This window comes from Minwuia sp. IMCC3009 (assembly GCF_029909415.1).
Classification (GTDB): domain Bacteria; phylum Pseudomonadota; class Alphaproteobacteria; order Minwuiales; family Minwuiaceae; genus Minwuia.
Genome location: NZ_CP123781.1, coordinates 446,493 through 458,597, shown reverse-complemented (window position 1 = coordinate 458,597; position 12,105 = coordinate 446,493). Strand labels below are relative to the sequence as shown.

Below are 12,105 nucleotides of genomic sequence, written 5' to 3'. Positions count from 1 at the left end.
ACTGAAATTGCCCGGTGTGCGCCTGGCCGACTGCGGGCGAATGCCCCTGTCTACGACAGAATCAGTATCTCCGCAGGAAGTTTCGGAACAGCAGCCGGGAGATGCGGTTGAAGTTATCCGGATCGAGACGCGGACTTGATAGATCATGTTCCGCGCGGCGGATGCGGTTCAGGTACATCTCCGCCAGCGCGCGATGAAGCAGCACGGGCCGCGCCGCCCCCACAACTCGGATACCCCGCGCCGCCTGCCGTGCGGCAACAAGCGACTCCGCCGCCTGATCGGCGAGCACGCTCACCGCCTTGCGCATCCGTTCAGGGTCGCGCCGTGACGCACTGTCCGTCGCGCCGACACGCGCCAGCACGTCCTGCGGAATCAGCATCCGCCCGACCGTCCCGGCAAAGGGGATGGCCCGGATCAGGCCGGTGATCGCATAGGCGGTCCCGACATGGCGGGCGACGGGTTCGATTCCGCGTTCAGCCGCCCCGGCCGCAAACAGCCCCAGCTCCAGCAAGGTCCCCCCGGTCGCGGCAGCATAGTCGCGGAAGCTGTCGAGCGTCGGGAAGGCACTGTCCTCCAGATCCAGTTCCCGTGCCGTCAGGATTGCGTCCAGCCGCGTCCTGATTCCGGCCGGAATGTCATCCCCCAGCCAGTCGTTCAGCGCCACGCAGACCGGATGGTTGCGCACATTGCCCGCCGCCATCTCGTCCAGCGCTTCCCGCCACCATTGCAGCCGGATCTGGCCCAGCATCGGTTCCGATACCCGCTCCCGCGTGCGTGCCACTTCCAGGTTGAAGGCGTAGAGAGCCAGCAGCCGCTTGCGTGGAGCCGGTGCCGCGAACATGGCGGTATAGAACCGGTCGGCATCACCGGCACGCAGGTCCGCCGCAAGCGGGTCAAGGCCGTGCGGACCGGTGGCGGCGCCGCTGGTTCCGCCGTCGGTCATTCCACCGCGATCAGGGCAGCGGCGACCCTGCGATCCTCCGACAGCAGCACGTTGTAGGTCCGGCAGGCAGCGCCCGTGTCCATCAGGTCGGCGACAATGCCGTGATCCTTCAGCAACGCACGCAGATCAGGTTTCAGGAAGGCGATGGATGCACCGCAGCCGAGCAACAGCACCTCGACCGCCGCCGCGCGATCCAGAACCGGGCGGAAGTGATCGGCGGTCAGATCCCCCATTGCAGGCACGGACCACGGCAGGGTCTCGGTCGGGAACACCAGTACCGAGCCTTCACGCCGCTGGTGACTGATCCGGAAACCGCCACCGCCATAGCCGTCGATGACCTGGCGACCGGCGGGTATGGCCGGGGTGATGTCCATTGTCAGGCAGTCGCCTTGTCGCCCTGTTCGTCCTCCGCGTCCCGCGTGCCACGCTTCAGGCCAAGCACCATCAGAACCGGTGCCGCCACGAAGATGGAGGAATAGGTACCGATCACCACACCCCAGATCATGGCGAAGGCAAAGCCGCGAATGACCTCACCGCCGAAGATGAACAGGGCTGCCAGTGCCAGCAGGGTGGTGACGGAGGTCATCACCGTCCGCGAGAGCGTGTCGTTGATGGAAACGTTCAGCAGGTCCGGCAGGGGCATCTGCTTGAATTTCCGCAGATTCTCCCGGATGCGGTCGTAGACCACCACGGTGTCGTTGATCGAATAGCCGACGATGGTCAGAATCGCCGCGACGGAGGCCAGATTGAACTCGAGCCCCGTCACCGCAAACATGCCCAGCGTGATCACCACGTCATGCACCAGCGCAATGACGGCACCGACGGAGAAGTGCCATTCGAACCGCAGCCAGATGTAGATCAGCATGATGACGACGGATGTCAGGACGGCAATCGTCGCCGCCTCCACCAGTTCACCTGATACGGTTGGCCCGACGAACTCGACCCGGCGGTAGCTGATGCCGGGAAACTCGGGATCCAGCGCCGCCTTGACGGTATCGACCGCTGTCTGCTGCGCCTCCGCACCACCCGGCTGGCGTTCAACGCGGATCAGCACATCGTCAGGCTCTCCGAATTCCTGCAGCGCGACCTGCCCCAGGCCGAGACCGTTCATCAGGCCACGCATGGCGGCCAGGTCGGCGGGCCCCTCGGTCTTGACCTCGACCAGGATACCGCCTTCGAAGTCGATGCCCCGGTTCAGTCCCTGACCGAAGTACATGACGATGGACCCCAGGATCAGCAGCACGGACAGCACGAAAGCTATCTTGCGGCGTTCCATGAAGCGCAGGCTGGTCTTCTCGGGAACGAGTTTCAGACGAAACATTGGCGTATCCTCCTCAGACCGTCAGCACATTGGGGCGCTTCCGGCGGAGCCAGAGCGCAACAATCATCCGGCTGAGCAGGATGGCGGTGAACATGGAGCAGACAATGCCGAGGAACAGCGTCACCGCGAAGCCGCGCACCGGGCCGGAGCCCATGGCGAACAGCACGGCTGCGGCGAACCCGGTGGTGACATTGGCATCGACGATGGTGGTCAGCGCACGACGGTAACCGGCCTCCACCGCGTTGAACGGGGAACGACCGTTCGCCAGTTCCTCCCGGATGCGCTCGAAGATCAGCACGTTGGCATCAACCGCCATGCCGATGGTCAGCACGATACCGGCGATGCCCGGCAGGGTCAGCGTCGCCTGCAGCGCGGACAGCGCACCGATGATCAGCACCAGATTGGTCACCAGCGCGGTATTGGCCGCGATGCCGAACACGGGGCCATAGGCCAGGAACATGAAGAACACGACCGCCGCGAAACCGATGACGGCCGCCGTTTCGCCCGCCGCGATGGAGTCAGCACCGAGATCGGGACCGACCGTGCGTTCCTCCAGAATGGTCAGCGGCGCAGGCAAGGCACCGGCACGCAGCAGGACAGCCAGATCGTTGGCCTCCTGAACCGAGAATCCTCCGGTGATGATGCCGGAGCCCTGAAGGATCGCGCTCTCGATCCGTGGCGCCGAAATCACCTTGTCGTCCAGCACGATGGCGAACGGACGGCCGACGTTCTGGCTGGTGATCTGACCGAACTTGCGTGCACCGACAGCGTCGAAGCGGAAGGACACCACCGGGCGACCGTCCTGGTAGTTCGGCTGTGCATCCACCAGATGCTCGCCCGAGACCTCGACCTTCTTGCGCACGGCCCAGGGGATACGGGCCTCGCCGTCTTCCTCGTAGAGCACCATGGTGCCCGGCGGCAGCCGTGCGGCGTTCGGATCGGCACTCAGGTCAACCAGATGGAAGGTCATCTTGGCCGTACGACCAAGCAGTCGCTTGACACGGTCGGGGTCATCAAGACCGGGCAGCTGGATCAGGATGCGATCATCACCCTGGCGCTGGATCGTCGGTTCGTTGACGCCGGTCTCGTCGACCCGGCGGCGCACGATCTCGATCGACTGCTGCACCGCCGACGACAGACGGGCATTGATCCCCGCCTCGGTCAGCGTCGCGATGAAGCGGTTGCCGTCCGTGGTGATCTGCAGGTCCGGCCCGCCGGCACCGACGGAGATGCCGCCACCGATCTGGGTCACCAGACCGCGCAGGACCTCCCGCACTTCCTCCATGCGATCCGTGTCACGCACTTCGAACGATACGGAAAGGTCGCCGACCCGGAAGCCGGAACGGCGGATACGCGGGCGGATCTCGCCCAGGTCGTTGCGCATGCTTTCCGCCAGATCCGTCAGCCGGTCCCGCAGCACCGCTTCCCGGTCGATCTGCAGCAGCAGATGCGAGCCGCCCTGCAGGTCGAGGCCGAGATTGATCGACTGGTTCGGCAGCCAGTCGGGGATCGACTGTCGCGTCTCCGACGTCAGGAAATTCGGCACCGTGAAGACGAGGCCGATCAGGCAGACGGCAGCGATAACCGCAATCTTCCATTTGGCGAAATAGAGCATGAGCTTGATCGGCTGCCTTTACGTCACGATGCAGGGAACGCGAATGGTCGCGTCAGCTTACTTCTTGAAGCCGAGCTTGCCGAGCAGGCCGCCCTTGTCCTCGTTCGCCGGGGCTGCCGGCTTGGCATCGCCGCTGGCGGGCTGCGACTTGGTGCGCACCTCGGTCAGCGTGCCCTTGACGACATCGATCCGGACATTCTCCGAGATCTCGACCTGGATCGTGGCCTCGTCCTTGACCTTGGTGACGCGGCCGATGATGCCGCCACCGGTGACGACCGTGTCGCCGCGGCGCACGTTCTCCACCATGGAGCGATGCTCCTTCATCTTCTTCTGCTGCGGACGGATCAGCAGGAAATAGAAGACGCCGAAGATGAGGACGAGGGGCAGGATGGCGGAGAAAATGTCGCCACCGCCTCCGGCGGCCTGCGCGTAGGCCGGGGAAATCAGCATTTGGTCGCTCCATGCACGGAGATCAGGTGACCCGCACCAGGCGGGCTTGATGAAAGTGCCGGGAATATAACCGTCGCGCCCCCGATTTCAACCAAAGCTGCAGTAACGTGACTGCGACGCTATAAGCAGCGGATGATTGAATCGATCCACGACCGTACCGCGTTCATCCGCGCCAACACCGCCCTGCTGCCGTCACCACTGGTGCCGGAGGTACGGCTGCATCTGGCGACGGAGGCCGTGCCGCTGTGGCAACTGACCGAAGAAGCCTTGCAGGAGAAGGGGTTGCCGCCACCGTTCTGGGCCTTTGCCTGGGCCGGAGGGCAGGCCCTGGCACGCTACATTCTGGACAATCCGGAGGTGGTGCAGGGCAAGCGGGTCGTTGATTTCGCCGCCGGGTCGGGCCTGGTGGCCGTCGCGGCGGCCATTGCCGGCGCCCAGTCGGTGCTGGCCGTGGATGTCGATCCCTTCAGCCTTGCCGCCACGGAACTGAACGCCACTGCCAACAAGGTCGTCGTGACAACACGCGGCGATGACATCGTCGGACAGCCCCTGCCGGACACGGATGTTCTGCTGGCGGGCGATATCTGCTACGAACAGCCGCTCGCGGGACGGGTCGAACACTGGTTCCGCACCCTGGTCGCCGCCGGGACCCCCGTCATCATGGGGGACCCCGGCCGGACCTACCGCCCGAGTGGCGGCATGCGGCGGCTGGCACACTATGCGGTGCCGACGACGCGGGAGCTGGAGGACAATGACGTCCGCTCCACCGATGTCTGGCTGTTCGAAACGGATCAGCAGGCGTCGGCGGCGGTCGAAGCAGCTACGGAGGCTGATGCATGAGCATCATCGCCGATGCGCGCGGCGACAACTGGGTTGACCGCCATGCGCCGGAATTCCTGAAGCCCTGGTTCAAGCTGGCACGTTTCGACCGGCCGGTGGGCACCTGGCTGCTGCTCTGGCCCTGCTGGTGGTCGATCATCCTTGCCCGCCCGGTGCTGGATCTGGAGACGCTGCGCCTGTTCGTGCTGTTCGGGCTGGGCGCGCTGATCATGCGGGGTGCGGGCTGCACGGTGAACGACATCGCCGACCGCAACTTCGACGGCAAGGTCGAACGGACGCGGCTGCGCCCGATCCCGTCGGGTCAGGTGACAGCGAAGCAGGCCGTGCTCTGGGCCGCGTTCCTGGCGCTGCTGGGCCTCGTGATCCTGCTGCAGCTCGGGCAGACGGCAATATGGCTCGGCGTCTTCTCCCTGTTCCTGGTGGTCGTCTACCCCTTCACCAAGCGGGTCACCTGGTGGCCGCAGGCCTGGCTCGGCCTGACCTTCAACTGGGGGGCCGTGATGGGCTATGCCGCCGCGGTGGGTACGGTCGAACTGCCCGCCCTGCTGCTCTATGCAGGTGGCTTCTTCTGGACCATGGGCTACGACACCATCTATGCGCACCAGGACAAGGAGGACGACGCGCTGATCGGCGTGAAATCCTCCGCCCGGAAGCTGGGCCACCGCACCCGCCCGGCACTCTGGATCTTCTACGGGCTCACCGTCGTGCTCTGGGCGCTGGCGGCGCGGGAGGCCGGTTTCAGCCACTGGTTCCTGCTGGGCTTCGCCGCCGTCGTGGCCCACCTGGTCTGGCAGGTCGTGCGCGTCGACATCGACAACAGCCGCGACTGCCTCGCCAAGTTCAAGTCCAACATCGGCATGGGCTTCATCATGCTCGCCGCCCTGCTGATGGGCGGGCTGGCCTGAGCAGGCGCATCTGCCCTGCGCCTGCGCAGAGGCTCTTTTCGCGGCCCCGAAGCACTGATAGGTTCCGCCCTGCGTGGTCCCGTAGCTCAGCAGGATAGAGCAACTGATTCCTAATCAGTAGGTCACAGGTTCGAATCCTGTCGGGATCACCAGTCATTCCTACCCGCCACCGGAACGGGACCAGCCACCATGACCAGTGATGCCGACGTTTCAGATGCCCAGACGGCCGGGCTGCTGCTGGCTGTAGCCGCCCTGATTGGCAGTCTGCGGGCAAAGGGCACCCTGAGCGAGGCGGAGATCGACAGCGCGCTGGGGGCGCTGGCGGGGGATGTCGGGGGATCGAAGCTGGCCACCGCTGTGCCGGATGACCCGCTGATCGCGGCAACGCTGGCACCGATCGAGCGGCTGCGGCGGATGAACGCCATCTTCGATCCGGCGAGCGGCACCTTCCCGGACTGGATCGGCAAGGCGGATACACAAGGGGAGAACGAAGCATGAGTGTCGTCGAGACGGAGATTGACGGACGCGGCGTGGCGACGGTCTGGCTGAACCGGCCGGAGCGCAACAATGCCTACAACGGCGAGATGATCAGCGCCCTGCTGGAGACCTTCGGCAGGCTTGCGGCGGACGACGCCTGTCGGCTGGTCTTGATCCGGGGCCGCGGCAAGCATTTCCAGGCGGGCGCCGACCTGTCCTGGATCCGCGAAGTCCGGGTGAAGGACTGGAACGCCAACGCGGAGGTATCGCGCAACACGACCCATGCGGTGCAGGGCCTGACCACCTTCCCGAAGCCCACCATCGCCCTGATCCACGGCGGCTGCTTCGGCGGCGGCGCAGGGGTTGCGGCAGCCTGCGACATCATCGTCGCGGCACGGGATGCCATCTTCTCGATCACGGAGGCCCGCTGGGGCCTGATGGCCGCGCCGATCTTCCCGCAACTGATCTCCCGCATGGGTCCGGGGCGGACGCGGCGCTATTCGCTGACCTGCGAACGGTTCAACGGTGAGCGGGCGATGGAGATCGGACTGGTGGACGAGGTCTGTGACGCCGCCGATCTGGATGCGACGGCAGCCCCCATCATCGATGCCCTGCTGCACTGCCCGCCGGAAGCCCTGGCGCAGTCCAAGGAGTCGATCCTGAAATATTCAGCGCTCTATTTCTCCGCGCTGGAGATGGAGGAGATGGTCCGCCCCCACGCCGCCAAGCGCCTGACGCCGGAAGCGGACGAGGGTCTGGCCAGCTTCCTGGAGAAGCGGGAACCCAACTGGTATCCGGCGGAAGGCAAGGGCTGATCATGCGCTCCCCCCGCGCGCTGCTGCTCTGGTTCATCGCGGGCTGCATCGGTGTGCTGGCCGGGCATCAGATCGTGCTGATGCTGCTGCACAATGCCGGAATCGCCCCCTTCGCCCCCTTCCCCATGCAGCCGGTGGAGCCGTTCGGCGTGCCGCAGCTTGTCTCCATCACCTTCTGGGGTGGTGTCTGGGGTATCGTGCTGGGCCTGATCGCGCCCTGGTTCGGGCGCGGCCTGAAGTACTGGATCCTGGTCGCCATCTTCGGCGCCGTGGGTCCCACCCTGATCGCCGTCGCGGTGGTCTTCCCGATGAAGGGCATCGAACCCACCGGTGATCCGGTCATGGGCCTGATCACCGGCCTGTCGGTCAATGCGGCCTGGGGCGTGGTGACAGCAGTAGCGCGGAAGGCATTCCGGTAGGGATCAGCCGCCCGGTGCCGCGAGAAATTCACTGATGGCCGGATCGATGCAATCGGCCAGGGCACGAACACCGGCGTCCCGCAGATGGTCGTCCTGCAGATAGTAGAGTTCCTTCGGATCGCCCTTTGAGGCGATGCAGTCCGTCGTGTCGAGAAACGCGAAATCATGGTCCTTCGCGGCGTTGGCGATGATCCTGTTCGGGGTCATGACGTCCACGTCCTGCGGGCCCATCGCGTAGCGCTCCGTCATGCCCCCCAGTCGCTCGGCATCGAGCTGAAACACGTTCGGCACGACGATCACCAGCGACGCGAACCCCAGCCGGTCCTGCATCTCGTCCAGACGCCGGAACTGCTCCGCCAGCAAGTCGGCAGCCTGCTGCTGCATGACCTGCTGCCGTGCGTCGAGCATCAGGATCGAGGGATGCACGAGGGGTACGCCGCCGTCGTCCTGCGCGCTGGCGTTCAGCGTGTTGAGCAGATAGCGGCGGACAAGCTGGATGGCATAGGACCGCTTCAGCACCGGGTTGTAGTAGACGAACGCATTGACACGGGAGAGGAAGCGCTGGGACGAGCTGGCTTCCTTGGCGTGTGCGACGACATCGACCTTTCGTTCCGGCGCCGCTTCGCCCGGCACGCCTCTGAAAAGGTCGAGCAGGTCATTGCCCGTATAGACGAAGAAGACATAGCGGTCGGGGCTGCCGATCTCCTGATGCCGGTTGCGCAGGAAATATAGGTGCTCGGCCAGCGCCGTGCCCGGCACACCGAGATTGAGAAACCGCCATTCGCGGTGCCTTCCCGCCAACCGCGAGGCGATTGTCTGGTCATCCGCGACGCCGATCCCGAACACGAAGGAATCACCCAGCAGGGGCACGACGGGCGCGCCGGCCTCTGGTGTCGGCACGGTGACACGGCCTGACATCTCGTCGATATGCGCGGTCAGGTCGTACTCGAAGTGGCTGACCGCCACCTCGCTTCCCGCCCGGAACTTGAGGAAATTGCCGTCCTTGCTCTCGTAGGACCAATTGGTGTCGGACCCGAAGCCGGCATTCTCGCCGTCCGGGTTCAGTTCGGCCATGCGCTGTTCCAGCCAGGGCTCGGCGGTGAGCCGGACCAGCCCCTCGACCAGCAGCAGCCCGACCAGCAGCGACGCCAGCATGACGGCGGAATTGACGAGAAACTTCTTCATGAGCCAGAATCCGTTCGGGCCTGCGGCGGCTGGAACTGCCCCTGCATCAGCCTCTGCCTGTCGCTGAGGGCGTGCCAGCGCACCGAGAAACCTACTTCGACAGTTCCTTCATGCCCTTTTCCAGGCCTTCCAGCGTCAGCGGGAACATGCGGTTGCCCATCAGTTCCTGAATCAGCTTGATCGAGGGCGTGTAGTCCCAGTATTTCTCCGGCACCGGGTTCAGCCAGATGGCGCGCTGATAGATGTCGAGGAAACGCTTCATCCAGACCTCGCCGGATTCCTCGTTCCAGTGCTCGACGGAGCCGCCGGGATAGACGATCTCGTAGGGGCTCATGGTCGCGTCACCGACAAAGACGACCTTGTAGTCCGATGGATAGGTGTGCAGCACCTGCCAGGCATCAACGAACTCCGAATGGCGGCGCTTGTTGTCCTTCCACAGCTTCTCGTAGAGGCAGTTGTGGAAGTAGTAGTGCTCCATATGCTTGAACTCGGTCTTCGCGGCCGAGAACAGCTCCTCGCAGGTACGGATGTGGTCGTCCATCGAGCCGCCAATATCCAGCATCAGCAGCACCTTGATGGTATTGCGACGCTCCGGCACCATCTTCAGATCCAGAAAGCCCGCGTTCTCCGCCGTCGACTTGATGGTGTCCGGCAGGTCCAGTTCCATGTCCGCGCCCTCGCGCGCGAAGCGGCGCAGGCGACGCAGGGCCACCTTGATGTTGCGGGTCCCCAGTTCGACGTTGTCATCCAGGTTCTTGAAGTCGCGCTTGTCCCAGACCTTCACCGCCCGGCGATGGCGGCTTTCCTTCTGGCCGATGCGGACACCTTCCGGATTGTAGCCGTGGGCGCCGAATGGCGAGGTGCCGGCGGTGCCGATCCACTTGTTGCCGCCCTGGTGGCGCTTCTTCTGCTCCTCCAGGCGCTTCTTCAGGGTCTCCATCAGTTCCTCGAAACCGCCGAGGGACTCGATCTCCGCCATTTCCTCTTCGGTCAGTACCTTCTCGGCCAGCTTCTTCAGCCATTCCTCGGGAATTTCCTGCTCCACCTGGTCGGACACGAAGTCCAGGCCGTTGAAGCACTTGCCGAAGATCTGGTCGAACTTGTCGAGGTTCTTCTCGTCCTTCACCAGCGTGGCGCGGGACAGGTAGTAGAAATCCTCGACACTGTAGCCCGCCACCCCGCGCTGCACGGCCTCGATCAGGGTCAGGTACTCGCGCAGCGTCGCGGGCACCTTGTTCTCGCGCAGTTCCAGAAAGAAGTTCACGAACATGCAGTTACCTCCTGATCGGACCGTTCATCGCGCGAAGTGACGATGTGACCTCAGTTCTTGTTCTGCTCCCGACGGGCGAGGAACGCCAGTCGCTCGAACAGATGCACGTCCTGCTCGTTCTTCAGCAGCGCGCCATGCAGCGGCGGAATCAGCTTCTTCGGGTCGCGGCTGCGCAGCGTCTCCGCCGACAGGTCTTCCGCCATCAGCAGCTTCAGCCAGTCCAGCAGCTCCGACGTCGAAGGCTTCTTCTTCAGCCCCGGCACTTCGCGGATATCATAGAAGATCTTCAGCGCCTCCGACACCAGTTCGGACTGGATGTTCGGATAATGCACCTCGATGATCTCCTGCATCGTCTCCGTATCCGGGAAGCGGATGTAGTGGAAGAAGCAGCGGCGCAGGAACGCGTCCGGCAGTTCCTTCTCGTTGTTGGAGGTGATGATCATCAGCGGGCGCTGCTGCGCCACGATGGTCTCGCCGGTCTCGTAGACGAAGAACTGCATGCGGTCGAGTTCCAGCAGCAGATCGTTCGGGAACTCGATGTCCGCCTTGTCGATCTCGTCGATCAGCAGCACCGGGCGCTGTTCCGCCGTGAAGGCATCCCAGAGCTTGCCGCGCTTGATGTAGTTGCGGATGTCCTTCACCCGCTCCTCACCCAGCTGGGAATCACGCAGCCGCGAGACCGCATCATATTCGTACAGGCCCTGCTGGGCCTTGGTGGTGGACTTGATATGCCACTCGATCAGGTTGGCGTCGAACGCCTTTGCCACTTCGTGCGCCAACACTGTCTTGCCGGTTCCCGGTTCGCCCTTGATCAGCAGAGGCCGTTCAAGGGTGGCTGCGGCATTCACCGCTACCATCAGATCCTCGGTCGCCACATAATTGCTGGTGCCTTCGAAACGCATCGCCATCCCCTTCTCGCCTCAGTCAGTTTCCCTGCACATGTTGCGCGAAACTAGGTGTACCCGCTGGTTGGATCAAGTGCGCATGAGTAGCGACACCGCCGTGCGGATTGCAGGTCTCGCATTCTGCATGCCGTTCGGGTAGCGTCACCATGATTGGCGGCTCTGGAATTTGGAGATGTGACGGCCATGTCAGAACACTTTGATGCGACGGCGTTCGAGGCGCTGAAATCCAGTCTGGGTGACCAGTTGGTGGAGATGCTCCTCGGCAAGTTTCTGGTACAGATGCAGGAGAAGGTGGCGCTCCTGCAGGCAGCTATCGATTCGCGGGACATGGAGGGGGTGCGCCAGCAGGCACATGACCTGACATCCAGTTCCGGATCCGTCGGCCTCGGGGCCATGAAGGAAAAGGCAAGCGCCTGCGAAATCGCGGTCAAGCAGGGCAACGAGCAGGAAGGCCTGACTCTTGCACAGGATTTGGTAGACATGGCGCCGGAAACGGCTGCCGCGGTCCGCGCCGCATACCCGGGTCTGGGTTGAGCGCCGACTGCGCATTGGGAAACTGGGGAGCAGATGGAAAAGCGTATTCTGGTCGTTGAGGACAATATGCTGGTGCAGGAAGTCTATGCTTCTGCCCTGCAGCAGCTCGATTGTGACGTGGTGACAGCCGATGACGGGCAGGAAGCCCTGGAACTGGCGGCGGAGGAAACGCCCGACCTGATCATCATGGACGTCATGCTGCCGGGCGTGTCCGGCCTGGATCTGGTCCGCCAGATGAAGGCTGACCCGGCGCTGAAGGACGTGCCCATCATCGTGGTGACGACGATGGCGACTGCCGGGGACGAGAGCAAGGTGCTGGAAACCGGCGCGGATGCCTATCTGGCGAAGCCGATCCAGGTTGACCAGTTCATCGAGGCGGTGCGCACTACGCTGGGCCTCTGAGCCCCAAGACAGATCGGGAGACTT

The 12,105-nt window shown here is 64.1% G+C and carries 15 protein-coding genes and 1 tRNA gene; 8 read left to right on the top strand and 8 right to left on the bottom strand.

The window, feature by feature from the left end:
- Positions 1–61: 61 nt before the first annotated feature.
- Genes QGV55_RS02085 through yajC form a run of 5 tightly spaced genes read right to left on the bottom strand, consistent with a single transcriptional unit; the run spans position 62 to position 4,329 of the window.
- A complete protein-coding gene (locus tag QGV55_RS02085) occupies positions 62–943 on the bottom strand; it encodes a squalene/phytoene synthase family protein (RefSeq protein ID WP_281018530.1) in 882 nt (293 codons plus the stop codon).
- Entirely contained in the window at positions 940–1,317 is a 378-nt protein-coding gene (locus QGV55_RS02080) for an Mth938-like domain-containing protein (RefSeq protein ID WP_281018531.1), read from the bottom strand. Before QGV55_RS02080 ends, QGV55_RS02085 begins: the two co-directional genes overlap by 4 nt.
- 2 nt (positions 1,318–1,319) lie before the next feature.
- Positions 1,320–2,264 (bottom strand): protein translocase subunit SecF, encoded by a 945-nt coding sequence (secF, locus tag QGV55_RS02075; RefSeq protein ID WP_281018532.1) that lies wholly within the window; start codon positions 2,262–2,264, stop codon positions 1,320–1,322.
- A 13-nt stretch (positions 2,265–2,277) separates the two neighbouring features.
- Positions 2,278–3,879, bottom strand: a complete 1,602-nt coding sequence (gene secD, locus QGV55_RS02070; protein ID WP_281018533.1) for a protein translocase subunit SecD — start codon at positions 3,877–3,879, stop codon at positions 2,278–2,280.
- A 57-nt stretch (positions 3,880–3,936) separates the two neighbouring features.
- Positions 3,937–4,329: a preprotein translocase subunit YajC gene (gene yajC, locus QGV55_RS02065; RefSeq protein WP_281018534.1), complete on the bottom strand. Its 393-nt coding sequence runs from the start codon at positions 4,327–4,329 to the stop codon at positions 3,937–3,939.
- 132 nt (positions 4,330–4,461) lie between these two features.
- On the opposite strand from yajC, the gene QGV55_RS02060 reads away from it, so the two are divergent.
- The 6 genes from QGV55_RS02060 (at position 4,462) to QGV55_RS02035 (ending at position 7,785) form a co-directional block, all read left to right on the top strand.
- A complete protein-coding gene (locus QGV55_RS02060; protein ID WP_281018535.1) occupies positions 4,462–5,169 on the top strand; it encodes a methyltransferase in 708 nt (235 codons plus the stop codon).
- Entirely contained in the window at positions 5,166–6,074 is a 909-nt protein-coding gene (gene ubiA, locus QGV55_RS02055; protein WP_281018536.1) for a 4-hydroxybenzoate octaprenyltransferase, read from the top strand. Before QGV55_RS02060 ends, ubiA begins: the two co-directional genes overlap by 4 nt.
- Positions 6,075–6,149: 75 nt before the next feature.
- Positions 6,150–6,226 (top strand) — tRNA-Arg (locus tag QGV55_RS02050).
- A 37-nt stretch (positions 6,227–6,263) separates the two neighbouring features.
- Positions 6,264–6,572, top strand: coding sequence for a hypothetical protein (locus QGV55_RS02045; protein WP_281018537.1), 309 nt, complete (start codon positions 6,264–6,266; stop codon positions 6,570–6,572).
- A complete protein-coding gene (locus tag QGV55_RS02040) occupies positions 6,569–7,366 on the top strand; it encodes an enoyl-CoA hydratase-related protein (RefSeq protein ID WP_281018538.1) in 798 nt (265 codons plus the stop codon). Before QGV55_RS02045 ends, QGV55_RS02040 begins: the two co-directional genes overlap by 4 nt.
- A gap of 2 nt (positions 7,367–7,368) precedes the next feature.
- Positions 7,369–7,785: a hypothetical protein gene (locus QGV55_RS02035; protein WP_281018539.1), complete on the top strand. Its 417-nt coding sequence runs from the start codon at positions 7,369–7,371 to the stop codon at positions 7,783–7,785.
- 3 nt (positions 7,786–7,788) lie between these two features.
- Here the strand turns inward: QGV55_RS02035 and QGV55_RS02030 are convergent, their stop codons facing one another.
- From QGV55_RS02030 to QGV55_RS02020, 3 genes are all read right to left on the bottom strand, one after another.
- Positions 7,789–8,970, bottom strand: a complete 1,182-nt coding sequence (locus QGV55_RS02030) for an SGNH/GDSL hydrolase family protein (RefSeq protein WP_281018540.1) — start codon at positions 8,968–8,970, stop codon at positions 7,789–7,791.
- Between the two features lie 91 nt (positions 8,971–9,061).
- A complete protein-coding gene (locus QGV55_RS02025; RefSeq protein ID WP_281018541.1) occupies positions 9,062–10,240 on the bottom strand; it encodes a VWA domain-containing protein in 1,179 nt (392 codons plus the stop codon).
- A gap of 50 nt (positions 10,241–10,290) precedes the next feature.
- Positions 10,291–11,148 (bottom strand): MoxR family ATPase, encoded by an 858-nt coding sequence (locus tag QGV55_RS02020; protein ID WP_281018542.1) that lies wholly within the window; start codon positions 11,146–11,148, stop codon positions 10,291–10,293.
- Between the two features lie 147 nt (positions 11,149–11,295).
- Here QGV55_RS02020 and QGV55_RS02015 point away from each other — a divergent pair, with 147 nt between their 5' ends.
- Both QGV55_RS02015 and QGV55_RS02010 read left to right on the top strand, forming a co-directional pair.
- Complete coding sequence (locus QGV55_RS02015; protein ID WP_281018543.1) at positions 11,296–11,679, top strand: Hpt domain-containing protein; 384 nt, start codon at positions 11,296–11,298, stop codon at positions 11,677–11,679.
- A 33-nt stretch (positions 11,680–11,712) separates the two neighbouring features.
- Positions 11,713–12,081, top strand: a complete 369-nt coding sequence (locus QGV55_RS02010; protein WP_281018544.1) for a response regulator — start codon at positions 11,713–11,715, stop codon at positions 12,079–12,081.
- Positions 12,082–12,105: the final 24 nt, after the last annotated feature.